At 72.5% G+C, this 18,398-nt stretch carries 12 protein-coding genes; 6 read left to right on the top strand and 6 right to left on the bottom strand.

Translation table 11 applies throughout. From position 1 onward, the window contains the following. Positions 1–6: 6 nt before the first annotated feature. Positions 7–1,251, bottom strand: coding sequence for an ADP-ribosylglycohydrolase family protein (locus tag F3L20_RS23710; RefSeq protein ID WP_150156078.1), 1,245 nt, complete (start codon positions 1,249–1,251; stop codon positions 7–9). Beyond that, the gene (locus tag F3L20_RS23705) at positions 1,248–2,252 is read right to left on the bottom strand and encodes an ADP-ribosylglycohydrolase family protein (RefSeq protein WP_150156077.1); all 1,005 of its coding nucleotides are present in this window, start codon (positions 2,250–2,252) and stop codon (positions 1,248–1,250) included. Before F3L20_RS23705 ends, F3L20_RS23710 begins: the two co-directional genes overlap by 4 nt. Positions 2,253–2,533: 281 nt before the next feature. Between F3L20_RS23705 and F3L20_RS23700 the strand changes: the two genes are divergently transcribed. The 3 genes from F3L20_RS23700 (at position 2,534) to F3L20_RS23690 (ending at position 9,688) form a co-directional block, all read left to right on the top strand. After that, positions 2,534–3,265, top strand: a complete 732-nt coding sequence (locus F3L20_RS23700) for a VIT1/CCC1 transporter family protein (RefSeq protein ID WP_150156076.1) — start codon at positions 2,534–2,536, stop codon at positions 3,263–3,265. 368 nt (positions 3,266–3,633) lie between these two features. Beyond that, positions 3,634–8,232, top strand: a complete 4,599-nt coding sequence (gene gltB / locus F3L20_RS23695; RefSeq protein WP_150157477.1) for a glutamate synthase large subunit — start codon at positions 3,634–3,636, stop codon at positions 8,230–8,232. Next, the gene (locus F3L20_RS23690; RefSeq protein WP_150156075.1) at positions 8,225–9,688 is read left to right on the top strand and encodes a glutamate synthase subunit beta; all 1,464 of its coding nucleotides are present in this window, start codon (positions 8,225–8,227) and stop codon (positions 9,686–9,688) included. The genes gltB and F3L20_RS23690 overlap by 8 nt, the downstream gene beginning before the upstream one ends. 95 nt (positions 9,689–9,783) lie before the next feature. Here F3L20_RS23690 and F3L20_RS23685 read toward each other — a convergent pair whose 3' ends face one another. From F3L20_RS23685 to F3L20_RS23675, 3 genes are all read right to left on the bottom strand, one after another. Continuing rightward, the gene (locus F3L20_RS23685; RefSeq protein ID WP_150156074.1) at positions 9,784–10,698 is read right to left on the bottom strand and encodes a chitosanase; all 915 of its coding nucleotides are present in this window, start codon (positions 10,696–10,698) and stop codon (positions 9,784–9,786) included. Continuing rightward, positions 10,695–11,621 (bottom strand): rhomboid family intramembrane serine protease, encoded by a 927-nt coding sequence (locus F3L20_RS23680; RefSeq protein WP_150156073.1) that lies wholly within the window; start codon positions 11,619–11,621, stop codon positions 10,695–10,697. Before F3L20_RS23680 ends, F3L20_RS23685 begins: the two co-directional genes overlap by 4 nt. A gap of 165 nt (positions 11,622–11,786) precedes the next feature. Further along, positions 11,787–12,686 carry a hypothetical protein gene (locus tag F3L20_RS23675; RefSeq protein ID WP_150156072.1) on the bottom strand — a complete coding sequence of 300 codons (900 nt, stop codon included), beginning with the start codon at positions 12,684–12,686 and terminating at the stop codon, positions 11,787–11,789. Positions 12,687–12,787: 101 nt separating this feature from the next. Here F3L20_RS23675 and F3L20_RS23670 point away from each other — a divergent pair, with 101 nt between their 5' ends. The 3 genes from F3L20_RS23670 (at position 12,788) to pepN (ending at position 16,452) form a co-directional block, all read left to right on the top strand. Next, on the top strand, positions 12,788–13,126 hold the full coding sequence (locus F3L20_RS23670; RefSeq protein ID WP_024882496.1) for a chorismate mutase: 339 nt from the start codon (positions 12,788–12,790) through the stop codon (positions 13,124–13,126). 149 nt (positions 13,127–13,275) lie between these two features. Beyond that, complete coding sequence (locus F3L20_RS23665; RefSeq protein WP_150156071.1) at positions 13,276–13,818, top strand: response regulator; 543 nt, start codon at positions 13,276–13,278, stop codon at positions 13,816–13,818. A 48-nt stretch (positions 13,819–13,866) separates the two neighbouring features. Next, positions 13,867–16,452 carry an aminopeptidase N gene (gene pepN, locus F3L20_RS23660; RefSeq protein WP_150156070.1) on the top strand — a complete coding sequence of 862 codons (2,586 nt, stop codon included), beginning with the start codon at positions 13,867–13,869 and terminating at the stop codon, positions 16,450–16,452. Between the two features lie 71 nt (positions 16,453–16,523). Here the strand turns inward: pepN and F3L20_RS23655 are convergent, their stop codons facing one another. Beyond that, entirely contained in the window at positions 16,524–18,332 is a 1,809-nt protein-coding gene (locus F3L20_RS23655) for a bifunctional metallophosphatase/5'-nucleotidase (protein WP_150156069.1), read from the bottom strand. Positions 18,333–18,398 lie beyond the last annotated feature (66 nt).

The following is an 18,398-nucleotide window of genomic DNA, read 5'->3' as shown; positions in this document are numbered from 1 at the left end:
CCGGAATCATCCTCTCGGTGCGGCCGGCTGGGCGGCTTCCAGGAGCCCGGCGAGTTCGACCAGGTCCGTCCCTGTGAGCCGGGGCAGCACACAGCCGGAGAGGGTGCGGCAGCTCTCCCGCCACGACCGGGGGATCGCGGCGCTCCCGCCCAGCGCCCCGGTGAGGGCGCCGGCCAGCGCCGGGGCGGAGTCCGCGACCCGGGACAGGCAGGCCGCCGCGGGGACCGCCTCCGCGATCCGGCCGCGGGCGGCGGTGGTCAGGGCGAGGGCGACGGGGACGGTCTCGGCGGCGGCGACGCCGTAGCTGTAGACGTGGTCGACGATCTGGTGCTCCAGCGACGGCACCAGGGCGAAGGCGCTGTCGGCGTCCGCCGCGAGGACCAGCGCGTGCCGGGCGTTGCGGCCGATCTCGGTGTCCTCGGGCAGTTCGGCGCAGGCGGCCTCCACGCAGGCGCGCGGGTCCGCCCCGGCCAGCGCCAGCGACACGGCGGCGGCCATGGCGCGCGCGCCGTGCACACCGTCACCGTCCTGGGTGTAGCGGGCGTCGAACTCGGCGAGGTCGGCGGCGGCCCGCGGGTCGCCCGCGTGCGCCACGGCCAGCACGCAGGCCCGGACGCAGGCGGCGTCGTCGAAGTAGTGCGGGTTGTCGTGCCCGGTGGCGGGCGGGCGCAGACCGGTGGCGAGGTTGCCGAGGCCGGCCCGTACGGAGATGCGGGCGCGCAGGGGCAGGACGGCGGACTCGGTCTCGGGGGCCCGCTCGGTGGCGGCGGCCACCTCGGCCGCGACCGCGTTCCAGGTCAGGTCGATGGCGGCGCGGGTACGGCGCTCCCGGCTCAGGTCGCCGAGCACGGTGTCGTCGCCCGCGAGCAGCACCGCCTCGGCGGCGAACGCGGCCCACTCGGCGTCGTCGGAGGGGCCGAGGCGCAGGGGCTCGGGGGGCTGGTTGAGGGCGATGGGGACGGGGAGCGTGGTGGTGGCGTTCTGCTCGGCGAAGGTGTCCAGTTCGCGGGTGAGCCGCCGGGTCCACTCGGGCATGCGGGCGGCGCGGTGGCGGGCGGCGGGCCAGCCGGCGGCGTCCCCGGCGGCGAGTCCGAGGAGCAGGCCCTCGACGGCCGAGCGGGCCGGACGGGGTGCGGGTCCGGCGGGTGTGCGCGGCGCCGGGGCCGCGTCGTCCCGCGCGGTGCCGGGGGCCGGAGTGTCGTGGGTGGCCGGAGTGTCGTCGGTGGTCGGTGCGGGGGTGGTGGAGGTCATGTGGGGGTCTCCGGGGTCAGGAGGTCCGCGATGTCGAGGACGTGGTGGCCGGCCATGGCGGGCAGGCAGCTGCCGCGGGCCGGGGTGATGGCCGCGGCCCAGTGCTCCGGGACGGCGGCGACACCCTGGGTCGCCCCCGCCAGCGCGCCCGCGACCGCCGCCGTCGTGTCGGCGTCGCGGCCCATGTTCACGGCGGTCAGCACCGCTTGTTCGAAGTCGCCGTCGGCCGTCGCGTACGCGCCGAAGGCGAGGGCCACCGCCTCGGGCGCCAGGTCGGTCCAGGGGTAACCGCCGATCACCACCGCGGCGCGGACGGCGCGTTCGCCGTGGTGGGCGGCGGTCACCGCGCGGCGCAGCGAGCGGGCGGTCCAGGAGTCGTCCGGCACCACGGCCAGTGCCGAGGCCACGACGGTGACCACCGGTGCCCCGGCCATGGCCGCCGCGACGCCCGCCGCGACCGCCTGCCCGCCGTAGATGCCCTCGCCGTCGTGGCTGACCGAACCGTCGATCGCCGCGAGCCGGGCCGCCTCGTCCGGGCGTCCGGCCGCGTGCACGCCGTACGGCGCCGCCCGCATCGCCAGCCCGTCGCTCCAGGCGTGCCGGTGCTGGGCGGAGATGGGCGCGGCGAGCCCCCGGCGCAGGTTCTCCAGGGTGCCGCGCTCGCTGAAGCCGGCGCCCCGGAAGGGGCCCTCGGCGCGGTCGGCGATCCACTCGTGCCAGGCCGCCTCGACATGCGCGGGGGTGAGCGCGGAGCCGTGCCGGGCCACCAGCAGTCCGGAGAAGATGGCGTACTCGGTGTCGTCCGTGCCCGCCGGGGGGTCGGTCACGTAACCCGTGACGCGGCCCCACTTCGCGCGGATCTCGGAGGGCTTCATGTTCTCGGCGGGCGCGCCGAGGGCGTCGCCGACGGCCAGGCCGAGCAGCGCGCCGCGTGCCCGTTCGCGGAGACCGGGGGCGTCCCCGGGCGCGGGCACCGAGGGGATGCGGGCGGTCGATGCCATACGCGGCTCTCCTCTCAGGCGCGCCCCGCGGGGCGCGGGCCCTTTGCGGAACTGTCCCCGGTGCCGTGTTCGCCGCAGCCTCGTCCGCCCGAGCGTCACCCGGACGACATCGGCGGGGCCATCCACGCACCGCGGTGAGAACCGCAAAACCGCTGGTTAGCCCAGCCTTTCCTTGCTGGCAGGAGGTTCGGTCGAGGCGTAGACTGGTTTTCGTCGAAAAATAGAACGAGTCCAAATGGGCACCCGGGCGAGGGTGCCCGAGAACGTCCTGGGGGACCGGCATGGCCATCATCGAGACCGAGGCGACGCTGCACGAGGCGCACCGCGACAACCACACCCACCGCGACGTCAACGGCGGCTGGCTGCGCCCGGCGGTGTTCGGCGCGATGGACGGGCTGGTCTCCAACCTCGCCCTGATGACGGGCGTCGCCGGCGGCGCCGTCGGCCAGCAGACCGTCGTCCTCAGCGGCCTCGCGGGACTGGCCGCCGGTGCCTTCTCCATGGCGGCCGGCGAGTACACCTCGGTCGCCTCCCAGCGTGAGCTGGTCGAGGCCGAGCTGGCCGTCGAGCGGCGTGAGCTGCGCAAGCACCCGGAGGACGAGGAGGCCGAGCTCGCCGCGCTCTACGAGGCCCGCGGGGTCGAGCCGGAGCTGGCCCGCGAGGTCGCCCGGCAGCTCTCCCGCGACCCCGAGCAGGCGCTGGAGATACACGCCCGTGAGGAGCTGGGCGTCGACCCCTCCGACCTGCCGTCGCCCACCGTCGCCGCCGTGTCCAGCTTCGGCTCCTTCGCCCTGGGCGCGCTGCTGCCGGTCCTGCCCTTCCTGCTCGGCGCGAGCAGCCTGTGGCCGGCCGTGCTGGTGGCGCTGCTCGGACTGTTCCTGTGCGGTGCCGTGGTGGCCAAGGTCACGGCGCGGTCCTGGTGGTACAGCGGACTGCGGCAGCTGGCCCTCGGCGGTGCGGCGGCCGGTGTGACGTACGCCCTCGGCTCGCTGTTCGGAACGGCCGTAGGATGAGGCCCCTTGCGTTTATGCGGAGCCTCGCATAAATAATCATTACTTGCTGGTTTCGCACGTGTGACCAGTGGGCATGAGCCGTACGCGCTGCAGGCAATGAGGCCTGCGGCGCGCCCAGCGGGCGAGGCGACGAAGCCTTTCCCCGCCATCGGACCGGCGGACACCGATCTGCCCGCCGCGGTCCCCACAGTCTCTCGTCGACACAGGTGCGGAACCCCGCCGCGACCCACTCGATGTCCGCATGCTGGAACAGAAGTCCCGGTTCCCGAGAGTCGTTCCATCATGTAACCTGCACGAAATTTAGCCACGCAGAGGGCCAACGTCGTCCCTCGGCACGCATATGCCACATGACGACGACGGGAGAGCCGATGCGTACGCCGCGCCAGCCGTCCCAGCATTCCTCGAACGACCGCACGAGCTGGTCGTTCATGGATGCTCGCCCTGCTGCGCAGGGTATGTACGACCCCCGCAACGAGCACGACGCCTGCGGCGTCGGCTTCGTCGCCACCCTCACCGGCGAGGCGTCCCACACCCTGGTCGACCAGGCCCTCACGGTCCTGCGCAACCTGGAGCACCGCGGTGCCACCGGCTCCGAGCCGGACTCCGGCGACGGAGCGGGCATCCTGTCCCAGATCCCGGACGCCTTCTTCCGTGAGGTGGCCGAATTCGACCTGCCCGAGGCGGGCGGATACGCCGCCGGCATCGCCTTCCTGCCCGGGGAGGGCACGGACGCCGCCGTCGCCCGCATCGAGGAGATCGCCGCCGCCGAGGGGCTGACCGTGCTCGGCTGGCGCGAGGTGCCGGTCGCGCCCCAGCTGCTGGGTGCCACCGCCCGCTCCACCATGCCGGTCTTCCGGCAGCTCTTCGTCTCCGACGGCACCAGCCGGGACATCGCCCTGGACCGCAAGGCGTTCCTGCTGCGCAAGCGCGCCGAGCGCGAGGTGGGCGTCTACTTCCCGTCGCTGTCCGCGCGGACCATCGTCTACAAGGGCATGCTGACCACCGGCCAGCTGGAGCCCTTCTTCCCGGACCTGTCCGACCGCCGCTTCGCCTCCGCGATCGCGCTGGTGCACTCCCGGTTCTCCACGAACACCTTCCCGTCGTGGCCGCTGGCGCACCCGTACCGCTTCGTCGCGCACAACGGTGAGATCAACACCGTCAAGGGCAACCGCAACTGGATGCGGGCCCGCGAGTCCCAGCTGATGTCCGACCTGTTCGGCACGGCGAAGGACCTGGAGCGCACCTTCCCGGTCTGCACCCCGGACGCCTCGGACTCCGCCTCGTTCGACGAGGTGCTCGAACTGCTGCACCTGGGCGGCCGCTCGCTCCCGCACTCCGTGCTGATGATGATCCCGGAGGCGTGGGAGAACCACGACTCCATGGACCCGGCCCGGCGCGCCTTCTACCAGTACCACTCCACGATGATGGAGCCCTGGGACGGCCCGGCCTGCGTCACCTTCACCGACGGCACCCAGGTCGGCGCCGTGCTCGACCGCAACGGCCTGCGCCCCGGCCGGTACTGGGTCACCGACGAGGGCCTGGTCGTCCTCGGCTCCGAGGTCGGCGTGCTCGACATCGACCCGGCCAAGGTGGTCCGCAAGGGCCGGCTGCAGCCCGGCCGCATGTTCCTCGTGGACACCGCCGAGCACCGCATCATCGAGGACGACGAGATCAAGGCCGCCCTCGCCGCGGAGCACCCCTACGCGGAGTGGCTCGAGGCCGGCGAGATCGAGCTGAGCGACCTGCCCGGGCGGGAGCACATCGTGCACACCCACGCCTCGGTCACCCGCCGGCAGCAGACCTTCGGGTACACCGAGGAGGAGCTGCGCGTCATCCTCGCCCCGATGGCCAAGGCCGGCGCCGAGCCCATCGGCTCCATGGGCACCGACTCGCCGATCGCCGCGCTCAGCGAGCGCCCGCGGCTGCTGTTCGACTACTTCACCCAGCTGTTCGCGCAGGTCACCAACCCGCCGCTGGACGCCATCCGCGAGGAGCTGGTCACCTCGCTGCGCTCCTCCCTGGGCCCGCAGGGCAACCTGCTGGAGCCGACGGCCGCGGCGTGTCGCAGCGTCACCCTGCCCTTCCCGGTGATCGACAACGACGAGCTGGCCAAGCTCATCCACATCAACGCCGACGGCGACATGCCCGGGTTCAAGGCCGCGACCCTCTCCGGCCTCTACCGGGTGGCCGGCGGCGGTGAGGCCCTCGCCGCCCGCATCGAGGACATCTGCGCCGAGGCCGACGCCGCCATAGAGAACGGCGCCCGCCTGATCGTCCTGTCCGACCGGCACTCCGACGCCGAGCACGCGCCGATCCCGTCGCTGCTGCTCACCGCGGCCGTCCACCACCACCTCATCCGCACCAAGCAGCGCACCCAGGTGGGCCTGCTGGTCGAGGCCGGCGACGTCCGCGAGGTCCACCACGTGGCCCTGCTCATCGGCTACGGCGCCGCCGCGGTCAACCCGTACCTGGCGATGGAGTCGGTCGAGGACCTGGTCCGCGCCGGCACCTTCCTGCCGGGCGCCGAGCCCGAGCAGGCCATCCGCAACCTCATCCACGCCCTCGGCAAGGGCGTGCTGAAGGTGATGTCCAAGATGGGCATCTCCACGGTCGCCTCCTACCGCGGCGCCCAGGTCTTCGAGGCCGTGGGTCTCGAGGAGGGCTTCGTGGAGAAGTACTTCAACGGCACCACCAGCAAGATCGGCGGCGTCGGCATCGACGTGATCGCCAAGGAGGTCGCCGCCCGCCACGCCAAGGCGTACCCCGCCTCCGGCATCGCCCCGGCGCACCGCGCCCTGGACATCGGCGGCGAGTACCAGTGGCGCCGCGAGGGGGAGCCGCACCTGTTCGACCCGGAGACGGTCTTCCGCCTCCAGCACTCCACGCGCTCCGGCCGCTACGAGATCTTCAAGAAGTACACGGAGCGGGTGAACGAGCAGTCCGAGCGGCTGATGACGCTGCGCGGCCTGTTCGGCTTCAAGCCGGGCCGCGGGCCGATCCCCGTCGAGGAGGTCGAGCCGGTCTCCGAGATCGTCAAGCGCTTCTCCACCGGCGCCATGTCGTACGGCTCCATCTCCCAGGAGGCGCACGAGACCCTCGCCATCGCCATGAACCAGCTGGGCGGCAAGTCCAACACCGGTGAGGGCGGCGAGGACCCGGAGCGCCTGTACGACCCGGCCCGCCGGTCCTCCATCAAGCAGGTCGCCTCCGGCCGCTTCGGCGTGACCTCCGAGTACCTGGTCAACTCCGACGACATCCAGATCAAGATGGCCCAGGGCGCCAAGCCCGGCGAGGGCGGCCAGCTGCCCGGCCACAAGGTCTACCCGTGGGTGGCGAAGACCCGGCACTCGACCCCGGGCGTGGGGCTCATCTCCCCGCCGCCGCACCACGACATCTACTCCATCGAGGACCTCGCCCAGCTCATCCACGACCTGAAGAACGCCAACCCCCAGGCGCGCATTCACGTCAAGCTGGTCTCCGAGGTCGGCGTCGGCACCGTCGCCGCGGGCGTCTCCAAGGCCCACGCGGACGTCGTACTGATCTCCGGCCACGACGGCGGCACCGGAGCCTCGCCGCTGACCTCGCTGAAGCACGCGGGCGGCCCCTGGGAGCTCGGCCTCGCCGAGACCCAGCAGACCCTGCTGCTCAACGGCCTGCGCGACCGGATCGTCGTGCAGACCGACGGCCAGCTGAAGACCGGCCGTGACGTGGTGATCGCCGCGCTGCTCGGCGCCGAGGAGTTCGGCTTCGCCACCGCCCCGCTGGTGGTCTCCGGCTGCGTCATGATGCGCGTCTGCCACCTGGACACCTGCCCGGTCGGCATCGCCACCCAGAACCCGGTGCTGCGCGACCGCTTCACCGGCAAGGCCGAGTACGTGGTGAACTTCTTCCGGTTCATCGCGCAGGAGGTCCGCGAGCTGCTGGCCGAGCTGGGCTTCCGCTCCATCGAGGAGGCCGTCGGCCACGCCGAGGTCCTCGACGTGACCCGCGCGGTCGACCACTGGAAGGCGCAGGGCCTGGAGCTCGAGCCGCTGTTCCACGTGCCCGAGCTGCCCGAGGGCGCCGTCCGCCACCAGGTCGTCGCCCAGGACCACGGCCTGGAGAAGGCGCTCGACAACGAGCTGATCAAGCTCGCCGCCGACGCGCTCTCCGCCACCGGCGCCGAGGACGCCCAGCCGGTGCGCGCCCAGGTAGCCATCCGCAACATCAACCGCACGGTCGGCACCATGCTCGGCCACGAGGTGACCAAGAAGTTCGGTGGCGCGGGCCTGCCCGACGACACCATCGACATCACCTTCACCGGCTCCGCCGGCCAGTCGTTCGGCGCCTTCGTCCCGCGCGGTGTCACGCTGCGCCTGGAGGGCGACGCCAACGACTACGTCGGCAAGGGCCTGTCCGGCGGCCGGATCGTCGTGCGGCCCGACCGGGCGGCCGACCACCTCGCCGAGTACAGCGTCATCGCGGGCAACACCCTCGCCTACGGCGCCACCGGCGGCGAGATGTTCCTGCGCGGCAAGACCGGCGAGCGGTTCTGCGTCCGCAACTCCGGCGCGCTCGTCGTCTCCGAGGGCGTGGGCGACCACGGCTGCGAGTACATGACGGGCGGCCACGCCGTCGTCCTCGGTGAGACCGGGCGCAACTTCGCGGCCGGCATGTCCGGCGGCGTCGCCTACGTCATCGACCTCGACCGGGACAACGTCAACGCCGGCAACGCCGGCTCCGTCGAGGCGCTGGACGACGCCGACAGGCAGTGGCTGCACGACGTGGTCCGCCGTCACCAGGAGGAGACGGGCTCCACCGTCGCCGAGAAGCTGCTCGCCGACTGGGACACCGCCGTGGAGCGCTTCAGCAAGATCATCCCCAGCACGTACAAGGCAGTGCTCGCCGCCAAGGACGCCGCCGAGCGAGCCGGTCTGTCGGAGACCGAGATCACCGAGAAGATGATGGAGGCGGCGATCAATGGCTGACCCGAAGGGCTTTCTGAACCACGGCCGCGAGGTCGCCAGGTCCCGTCCGGTCGAGGAGCGGAAGAAGGACTGGAACGAGGTCTACGTCCCCGGCTCCCTGCTGCCGATCATCAGCAAGCAGGCCAGCCGCTGCATGGACTGCGGCATCCCGTTCTGTCACAACGGCTGTCCGCTCGGAAACCTCATCCCCGAGTGGAACGACTACGCCTACCGCGAGGACTGGGGCGCGGCCAGCGACCGGCTGCACGCCACGAACAACTTCCCGGAGTTCACCGGGCGGCTGTGCCCCGCGCCGTGCGAGTCGGCCTGCGTGCTCGGCATCAACCAGCCGCCGGTCACCATCAAGAACGTCGAGGTCTCGATCATCGACAAGGCGTGGGAGACCGGTGACGTCGCCCCGCAGATTCCCGAGCGGCTGTCCGGCAAGACCGTCGCGGTCGTCGGCTCGGGCCCCGCGGGCCTGGCCGCCGCCCAGCAGCTGACCCGGGCCGGCCACACCGTCGCCGTCTACGAGCGGGCGGACCGCATCGGAGGCCTCCTGCGGTACGGCATCCCCGAGTTCAAGATGGAGAAGCGGCACATCAACCGCCGTATCGAGCAGATGCGCGCGGAGGGCACCAAGTTCCGCACCGGTGTCGAGATCGGGCGCGACATGCCGGCGACCGCGCTGCGCAAGCGGTACGACGCCGTGGTCCTCGCGGTCGGCGCGACCACCGCGCGCGACCTGCCGGTGCCGGGCCGCGAGCTCAACGGCATCCACCAGGCCATGGAGTACCTGCCGCTGGCCAACAAGGTGCAGGAGGGCGACTACGTCTCCCCGCCGATCACCGCCGAGGGCAAGCACGTCGTCGTGATCGGCGGCGGCGACACCGGCGCCGACTGCGTGGGCACCGCCCACCGCCAGGGCGCCGCCTCCGTCACCCAGCTGGAGATCATGCCCCGCCCGAACGACGACCGGGACCCGGTCGCCCAGCCCTGGCCGACCTTCCCCATGCTGTACAAGGTCACCAGCGCGCACGAGGAGGGCGGTGAGCGGGTCTACTCCGTCTCCACCACCCACTTCGAGGGCGACGAGGACGGCAACGTCCAGTGGCTGCACCTGACCGAGGTCGAGTTCGTCGACGGCAAGCTCACGCAGAAGCCGGGCACCGAGCGCAAGATCCCGGCACAGCTGGTCACCCTGGCCATGGGCTTCACCGGCACCGACCGGGACAACGGCCTGGTCGAGCAGTTCGGCCTGGAGCTGGACGCGCGCGGCAACATCGCCCGCGACGGCGACTTCCAGACCAACGTGCCCGGTGTGTTCGTCGCCGGTGACGCGGGCCGCGGTCAGTCGCTCATCGTGTGGGCGATCGCCGAGGGCCGCTCGGCCGCCCGGGGCTGCGACCGCTTCCTCACCGGGGCCAGCGCGCTGCCCGCCCCGATCCGCCCGACGGACCGCGCCCTGGCGGTCTGACCCCCCGAGACGTCCCGCACAAAGGCGTGCGGAACACCGCGGCGCCTGCCCGCCAGTCCCCGACCGGACCGACTGGGCAGGCGCCGCGAACACGTTCAGGACAGGGTGTAGTGGTCCCCGTACATCTCCCAGGTCAGCGGGGTGTCCAGCGCAAGGTTCCCGGCCTGGAGGAAGCGGCGCTGCGCGGTGTCGACGCGGGAGGTGTCGCGGTCCGGGTACCGGGTGAGCATGGTGTCGCGGCGGACGTCGAGGAAGGCGTCCAGGTACGCCTTCTCGCCGCCGCCCATGGCGGGTGTCTTCGCCTGCTTCAGCGCGCGCTCCCGCAGGGCGTAGAAGCCGGTCTCGTCGGTGCCGGTGCCGTGGAAGACCATCGCGTCGAAGTAGACGAACTGGCCGAGGGTGCCCAGGCGGTCCAGCTTGGCGAGGCGCACCGCCGGTTCGAAGTAGACACGGTCGCGCTCCTCCTCCTGCGCCGCGCGGAACTCCGGTACCTCGGCCTCCGCCTTCCAGGCGTCCGTGAAGCCGGGGTCCAGCCCTTCGTGGGAGTCCGTGCCGTCGACCTTCCGCAGGGCGGGCAGATAGCGCGCCAGCCCGTTGCCGGGACGGTTCTCGGTGTAGTGCTCCACGAGGGTGAGCAGATCGTGGGTGCCGGTGCAGAAGCCGATGATGCCCGCGGTGTAGCCGCAGTCGTCGTCCCGGTCCTCGATGATCCCGTAGGTGGAGCGCCAGTCGGTGGTGGAGTGCTCGGCGCTCGCCACCAGCTTGTGGGCCAGCTCCTTCTTCGCCGGGGCGGCCAGTCCGGGGGGCAGGGAGGCGACGATCTCGTCGTCCTTGTCCCGCTGCTCCTCGTGGTCCTGCTCGGCGCGGTCCTTGACGTCGTCCCGGGAGGACTGCGCGCCGACCGACGTGGGGGCGGCCGGCGCGTCCGCGGCCCCCGACGGCAGGACGAAGTACACCGCCGTGGCGACCACGGGGACGCCCGCGAGGAAGAGCACACCGGCACGTTTCACTGGGGGATCCCTCCACCTGTCAGTTCGGACACCTTGACCACCGTCAAGACCGCCAGCAGCACCGCCAGCCCCGCGCACGCACCGATCTGCACCGCCGCCCGGCGGCCGTCGCGGGGGGCGTACGCGAACGCCAGGGCCACCAGCCCGCCCGTCAGCAGCCCGCCCAGGTGGCCCTGCCAGGAGGTGAAGAGCGCCGACACCACCAGCCACAGCAGCAGTCCGCCCATGAGGCGGTTCACCCCGCGCATGTCGGCGCCCACCCGCCGGGCCATCACGTAGTAGGAGGCACCCAGGCCGAACAGGGCGCCGGACGCGCCGACCGTGGGGTCCGAGGGCGCGATCAGCAGCACCAGCACCGAACCGCCCAGCGCGGACAGCAGGTACAGGGCGAGGTAGTGCAGGCGGCCCAGCATCGGCTCGACCATCCGGCCCAGATTCCACAGGGCCACCATGTTCATCACCAGGTGGAGGACGCCGAAGGTGCCCTCCGTGGGCGGCAGGTGCAGGAACGCGCCGGTCAGCAGCCGGTACCACTCGCCGCCCGCCAGCCCCTCGGGGGTGAAGCCCGGAGGGTACGCGTCGGTCCACAGGTAGTGGCCGCCGTCCGGGCCGGCCAGCCCCGCGCCCAGCATCGCGAACCGGTCCACGACCTCGGGCCGGACCACCTCCGTCAGGTACGCCAGCACGTTCAGGGCGATCAGCACGTACGTCGCGACGGGCACGGCCGAGACCCGGCCGCCCACCAGGGTGCGCGCCTGCCGCATCGACCGGGCGCCCTCCCGCACGCACTCCGGGCACTGGTGGCCCACGGCCGCCTCGCGCATGCAGTCGGGGCAGATGTACCGGTCGCAGCGGACACAGCGGACGTGACACTCCACCCGCGGATGGCGGTAACAGGTGGTGACGACGGACTCGGGCTCCACAGGCCGGCTCCTCGGCGGGGTCGGGACGGAAACGGGCCGGCGGGGACGGCGGCGCACACGACGACAGCGGCGAACAAAATAGCGAACGCCTGAGACATGGGCGAATGCTGGGGTGAAATGCCGCTCTTGTGGCGGTCGCCGACGGGATGGGGCGGGGCCCGGCCCTCAGGTGTCGCATTCCAGGACGGTCCGGCACACACCGCACCGCGCCCGCACACGCCCCGTCACCGGGACCCGGATCCGCTGGTGGCAGGTGGGGCAGGGGAACGACACCCGCAGCGGTCCGTGGCCGTCCGCCGAGAACCGGTACGGCGTCTCCCGCCCCGGCCCGGCCGCCTCCGCGTGCCCCAGGGCGTGCCGCCGGTCCCGCGCGTACCGGCGCCGCCCGGCCCACCCCGCGGAGAGCAGCGGCGGCTGCTCCGCGTCGCGCCGCGCCAGCGCCATGCCCTCCCGGTACGCCGAGTACGCCTGCGCACTGGTGAACCACACCGACGGGTCCTCGCCGAACAGCAGGGACCGCTTCGCCAGCACGTAGCCGAACTCCTCCGGCGTGAGGTACCCGAGTTTCTGGGAGGACGCGCCGTCCTCCCGGAACGCGTCCAGCAGCAGCCAGCCCGCGCCGAGGTACGTCGCCGCGGTGTCCGTGAGGATCTCGTTCTCCCGCGTCGACGGGAACGCCAGCCCCAGCCGGTGCAGGTACACGTGCGCCACCTCGTGCGCCAGCGCCGCCCCGATGTCCCGCCGATGGTCACGGAACCGGTCGTTCAGCTCGACGAAGTACTCCGGGCCCGCCGTCAGTTCCACGTTCGCCGCATGCGTCATCTCACGGAACCCGACGATCAGCCGCGCGTCCGGCAGGCGGTAGTGCCCCACCATCTCGTGAGCCACCCGCTGCGCCCCCAGATGCAGGTCGTCCGTGTCGCAGAACGCCACGTCGGCCGGCGCCACACTCACCGAGAAGGTGCGGACCGTGTCGTACGACAGGCGCCGGTACAGCGCCGTGACGGACTCCCGCACCGTCCGCAGATGCGGGTAACCGCGCTCCACCGGCCCGCCGTTCGCCACGTCGCACCCCCGCCGCGCCTGGACCCCGTTCCACTGTACGGGCCCGCCCCCGAGGCCGCCCCGTCCGCGCCCGGGGCCGCCCGGCCGTAGGCTGAACCGCCATGACCACCAGCAACGCCGCCACCCCGGACGCCGACCCCGCCGTCCTCGACGAGCTGACCCGCCTGCGCGACAGCATCGACAACATCGACGCGGCCGTCGTCCACATGCTCGCCGAGCGCTTCAAGTGCACCCAGCAGGTCGGCCGGCTCAAGGCCGAGCACCGGCTGCCGCCCGCCGACCCCGGGCGCGAGGCCCGGCAGATCGCCCGGCTGCGCGCCCTCGCCGAGAGTGCCAAGCTCGACCCGGCCTTCGCGGAGAAGTTCCTGACGTTCATCATCGCCGAGGTGATCCGCCACCACGAGCGCATCGCCGACGACACCGCGAACGGCACGGCCTGAGCACGGCGGACACCGTCTCCTCCTCCGCGGGGAGTGACAGGGCGGCCCGCGCGGTGCATGCTGCGCCGTGCACTCCTCGTCCGCCGGCGAGCACCGTCCGTCAGCGCCCGGAGCGACGTTCCGGACCCTGACGGGGAAGGACGTGCGCCATGCCGCCCACCGCCCGCATCCTCCTCGTGGACGACCACGAGGACACCCTGTACGCCCTGGAGAGCGCCCTGGCCCCGCTGGGCCACCTGCTGGGCCGGGCCACCAGCGGCGACGAGGCGCTCAAGCAGCTGCTGCGCGGGAACGTCGGCCTGCTCCTGCTCGACGTGCACATGCCCGGCATGGGCGGGCTCGACGTCGTGCGCCACATGCGCCGCCTGGAACAGACCCGGCACGTCCCCGTCGTCCTGCTCACCGGCTTCGCCCGCGACCGCCGCCTCGGCGCCGCCGCCTACCGCCTCGGCGTGGCCGACCTGGTCACCACACCCGTCGACCCCTGGGCCCTGCGCACCAAGGTGCGCCACCTGTACGACGCCCACCAGCGGCGGCTCGCCCTGGAGGCCGAGATACGCGCCCTGCGCGCCCGGCTCGACGAACGCGGCACCCCGCCCGCACGCCCCGCGCCGTCCCGTCCGCACGCGCACGTGCCGCCCGCACAGCCCCCGGGGGCGCACACCGCGGAGCTCGAGGAGGACCGGACATAGGCCCCGTACCCCATCCTCCTCTGTGCCCGGCAGGCGGCATCAGGCAGCATGGCACGCATGTCCGTACTGACGCGCGACGAAGCGCAGAACCGAGCACAGCTCATCGACGTCCACCGCTACACGATCGCTCTCGATCTGACCGCCGGGGACGAGACGTTCGACTCCCGCACCCTCATCAGGTTCAGCGCCCGCACCGACGCGGACACCTTCGTCGAGATCAAGCCCGCCGAGCTGCGCACCGTCACGCTCGACGGACAGCCCCTGGACCCCGCCCTCCTCGACGACGGCCGGCTCCCGCTGAAGAACCTCACCGCCGGCGAGCACGAGCTGCTGGTCGACGCGCGCATGGACTACTCCCGCACCGGCGAGGGCATGCACCGCTTCACCGACCCCACCGACGGCGAGACCTACGTCTACACCCAGCTCTTCCTGGACGACGTGCAGCGCGTCTTCGCCGCCTTCGACCAGCCCGACCTCAAGGCCGTCTTCGACCTCACCGTCACCGCGCCCGAGAGCTGGACGGTCCTCGCCAACGGCGTCACCGAACACACCGGCGGCGGCGTATGGAAGGCCGCCCCCACCCCGCTGATCTCCACCTACCTCGTGGCCGTGGCCGCCGGCCCCTGGCACTCCGTGCGGACCGAGCACCGGGGCCTGCCCTTCGGCCTGCACTGCCGCCGCTCCCTGGCCCCGTACCTGGACGCGGACGCCGACGAACTGCTCGACATCACCCGCGCCTGCTTCGACCGCTACCACGAGAAGTTCGAGGAGCCGTACCCCTTCGACTCCTACGACCAGGCCTTCGTCCCCGAGTTCAACGCGGGCGCCATGGAGAACCCCGGACTGGTCACCTTCCGGGACGAGTTCGTCTACCGCTCCGCCGTCACCGACACCGAGCGGCAGACCCGCGCCATGGTCGTCGCCCACGAGATGGCCCACATGTGGTTCGGCGACCTCGTCACCCTGCGCTGGTGGGACGACATCTGGCTCAACGAGTCCTTCGCCGAGTACATGGGCTACCAGACCCTCAACGAGGTCACCCCCGCGAGCCCCGGCGGACAGCCGCCCCGCTGGCGCGGCACCGACACCTGGACCGACTTCGGCGTCTCCCGCAAGGCCTGGGGCTACGACGCCGACCAGCGGCCCTCCACCCACCCCGTCGCCCCGGAGCACGTCGAGGACACCGCCTCCGCCCTGCTCAACTTCGACGGCATCTCCTACGCCAAGGGCGCCTCCGCGCTGCGCCAGCTCGTCGCCTGGCTCGGCGAGAAGGACTTCCTCGTCGGCATCAACATCCACTTCGAGCGCCACCGGTTCGGCAACGCCGGACTCGCCGAGTTCATCGACTCGCTGGCCGCCGCCACCGAACGCGACGTGCACGCCTGGGCCGACGCCTGGCTGCGCACCACCGGCGTCGACACCCTCGTCCCCGAGGTGCGCGGCGGCGACCCCGGCTCCTGGACCCTCGCCGTCCGCAACCTCGGCGACGCCCGCCCGGCGCCCGCCGACGGCACCGCCACCGAACGGGACGGCGGCAGGCGCCCGCACCGCATCACCGTCGGTGTCTACGACCGCGACCTGCACGACGCGGGACGCCTCGCCCTACGCGAGCGCATCGACGCCGACGTCCCCGCCGACGGGACCGTCTCCCTCGACACCGGCGGCACCCGCCCCGCCCTCGTCGTCCTCAACGACGGCGACCTCACCTACGCCAAGATCCGCTTCGACAGCGAGTCCCTGGCCACCCTGCGCACCCACCTGTCCGGCCTGCCGGACCCGCTCACCCGCGCCGTCGTGTGGAACGCGCTCCGGGACGCCGTACGCGACGGCGAGCTGCCCGCCGCCGACTACCTCGACATCGCCCGGGCCCACCTGCCCCACGAGACCGACGTCGCCCTCGTGCAGGGCGTCCTCGCCTTCGCCTCCGGACACGTCGCCGACCGCTACCTGAGCCCCGCCCGGCGCCCGGCCGCGCTCGCCACCCTCACCGACCTGTGCCGCGACCTCATCCGCCGCACCGAGGACGGCGACCACCCCGGCCTGCGCCTGGTCGCCGTGCGCCATTCCATTGACGCCGCCGCCCACCCGGAACCCGTCGCCGCCTGGCTCACCGAGGGCACCGTCCCCGGCGGCCCGGAACTCGACCCCGAACTGCGCTGGCGCGTCCTGGCCCGCCTCGCCACACTCGGCGCCGTCACCGAGACCGACATCGCCGAGGAACTGCGCCGCGACCCCAGCGCCACCGGCCAGGAAGGCGCCGCCCGCTGCCGGGCCGCACTGCCCGACCCGGACGCCAAGGCCCGCGCCTGGGACGCCATGTTCGCCTCCGACGACCTGTCCAACTACCTGTTCACCGCCACCGCCCAGGGCTTCTGGCAGCCCGAACAGGCCGAACTGGTCCGCCCCTACGTGGCGCGCTACTTCAAGGACTCCGTCGCCGTCGCCGCGCGCCGCGGACCCGCCATCGCCGCGGCCGTCGGACGCTGGGCCTTCCCCGCCCACGCCGTCGACGCCGAGACGTTGAAGCTGGGCGAGAAGACGCTGCGCAAGGCCGACCCCGTCCCCGCCCTGCGCCGCCAGTTCACCGACCAGCTCGACGACCTGGCCCGCGCCCTGCGCGTCCAGGAGGCGTGACAGCGGACACGAACGCGTCGGGGCGCCGCCGGACGGACCGGCGGCGCCCCCGCGGGCAGTACCCCGGACGGTCAGAACACCGGAGTGCCGTCCCGCGTCAGCCGCCAGTCCTCCGACGCGAAGTCCTTCGGGTCCAGCACGCCCTTGGCCGTCGCCCACTCCGCGATCCGGGTCCGGATCTCCGTCGACTCCGCCCACAGCTCCTGCGCCGACGCCACGTGCGGGAACGCGCCGCCGCCGTTCGCCCGGTAGTTGTTCACCGCGAACACGAACCGCTGCGCGTCGTCCACCGGGGCGCCGTCGAACGTCAGGTTCCTGATCCGCGACCCGGCCGGCCGGGCGATGTCGATGTCGTACCGCACACCCGACACGTAGTCGTAGTTGTAGTCCGGACGCCCGCCCGCGTTCGTCAGCCGGTCGACGTCCACCGGAGCGCCGGCCGCGGTCTGCACGAAGTACTCCGCCGAGTACTCCAGGTACGCCCGCACCTGGGCACCCGTCAGCAGCTTCGCCACCAGCGTGTTGTCGTACACGTACAGGCCCGACAGGTCCCGGACCGTCACCTCGCCCGCCGGGATCTCACTGGTCCGCGAGAACGGCGACGCCTGCGACAGCACCGGCAGCGACGCGTACTCCGTGCCCGCCAGCGCCTCCCTGACCACGTCCTCCTGCACCTTGCTGATCAGGTCGATGATCGGCGCGTCCTTGTACCGCGCCTCCACCGTCGTCAGCGTCTCGGTGGCCGTCCCCACCACCTGGTTGACGTACGCCACCACCTGCGCGTGCTCGTCGCCCAGCAGCCGGGTGATGCGCGGGTCGTCCTCCACCGACGCCGCGTCCCGCAGCGACGCCTTCACCGACCCCACCTGCCAGCGGCCCCGCTCGAAGGCCAGCTCGACGTCGAACAGGGTCAGCCGCTCCGCGTAGCACAGCGGCTCCGACAGCACGACCTCCTTGCCCGTCTTCTCGTTGGTCACCCGCAGCTCCGCGATCTCCGCGTGCGCGTGGCCGACCAGGATCGCGTCGATGCCCGGCACCTGCCGCGCCACGTTCGCCGCCGCGTTCTCCACGTGCGGCAGCTGGTCACCGTACGAGGAGGTGCCGGACGTACCCGAGTGCGCCGACACGACGACCACGTCCGCGCCCATCGAGCGCAGCTTCGGCACCCACTTCGCCGCCTGCTCCTCCAGGCCCGGGAACGTCAGCTTCCCCTGCACGTACGCCTTGTCCCAGATCGCGATGCCCGGGTTGGTCAGCCCCAGCACCGCCACCTTCACCGGCGGGGCGCCCTTCACGTGGAACTTCTTGATGAAGTACGGCGGGAAGGCGGGCTTCAGCGTCTTCGCGTCCAGGGCGTTGGCGCCCAGCAGCGGGAAGTCGCACTGCTCCTCGAACTTCCGCAGCGTCTCGATGCCGTAGTTGAACTCGTGGTTGCCGAGCGCCACCGCGTCGTACCCGATGGCGTTCATCGCCTGCGCCATCGGGTGCACCGGACCGCCCTCGGCGGTGATCGGGTCCACCTTCGCGTAGTAGTAGGTCAGCGGCGTGCCCTGGATGGTGTCGCCCGCGTCCAGCAGCAGCGTGTTCTCCCGGCCCCGCTCCTTACGGATCCGGTTCACCAGCGTGGACACGCGCGCCAGGCCCTGGGCGTTGCCGTCCGTGTCCCGGTACTCGGCGTCCTTGAAGTAGTCCCAGTTGAAGACGTGCCCGTGCAGGTCGGTCGTGCCCATCACGGTCAGTGCGTACCGCTTCACCGGCTTCTTGCCCCGTCCCGCAGGCGCTGCGGCCTCGGCCGCGGGAGTGGCCACCGTACCCGCCAGCGCCACCCCCGCCCCCGTGACGGCGGACTTCTTCAGGAACTTCCGGCGGTCCAACGGCATGTCAGGTTCTCCTCGGACGACGACGGCGCACAACGCGCGTAGATTCGCCCGACGATTCTGACCTGA

This window comes from Streptomyces tendae (genome assembly GCF_008632955.1).
In the GTDB taxonomy this organism is placed as follows: domain Bacteria; phylum Actinomycetota; class Actinomycetes; order Streptomycetales; family Streptomycetaceae; genus Streptomyces.
The sequence above is the reverse complement of the archived record's forward strand: the minus strand, read 5'-3'. Positions and strand labels throughout refer to the sequence as shown.

What these genes read in the sequence shown, in the direction of transcription:
- F3L20_RS23665 (WP_150156071.1), top strand. Translation starts at nt 13,276, where the DNA reads ATGCCGCCCACCGCCCGCATCCTCCTCGTGGACGACCACGAGGACACC.
- pepN (WP_150156070.1), top strand. Translation starts at nt 13,867, where the DNA reads ATGGCACGCATGTCCGTACTGACGCGCGACGAAGCGCAGAACCGAGCA.
- F3L20_RS23705 (WP_150156077.1), bottom strand. Translation starts at nt 2,252, where the DNA reads ATGGCATCGACCGCCCGCATCCCCTCGGTGCCCGCGCCCGGGGACGCC.
- gltB (WP_150157477.1), top strand. Translation starts at nt 3,634, where the DNA reads ATGCGTACGCCGCGCCAGCCGTCCCAGCATTCCTCGAACGACCGCACG.
- F3L20_RS23670 (WP_024882496.1), top strand. Translation starts at nt 12,788, where the DNA reads ATGACCACCAGCAACGCCGCCACCCCGGACGCCGACCCCGCCGTCCTC.
- F3L20_RS23655 (WP_150156069.1), bottom strand. Translation starts at nt 18,332, where the DNA reads ATGCCGTTGGACCGCCGGAAGTTCCTGAAGAAGTCCGCCGTCACGGGG.
- F3L20_RS23700 (WP_150156076.1), top strand. Translation starts at nt 2,534, where the DNA reads ATGGCCATCATCGAGACCGAGGCGACGCTGCACGAGGCGCACCGCGAC.
- F3L20_RS23690 (WP_150156075.1), top strand. Translation starts at nt 8,225, where the DNA reads ATGGCTGACCCGAAGGGCTTTCTGAACCACGGCCGCGAGGTCGCCAGG.
- F3L20_RS23710 (WP_150156078.1), bottom strand. Translation starts at nt 1,251, where the DNA reads ATGACCTCCACCACCCCCGCACCGACCACCGACGACACTCCGGCCACC.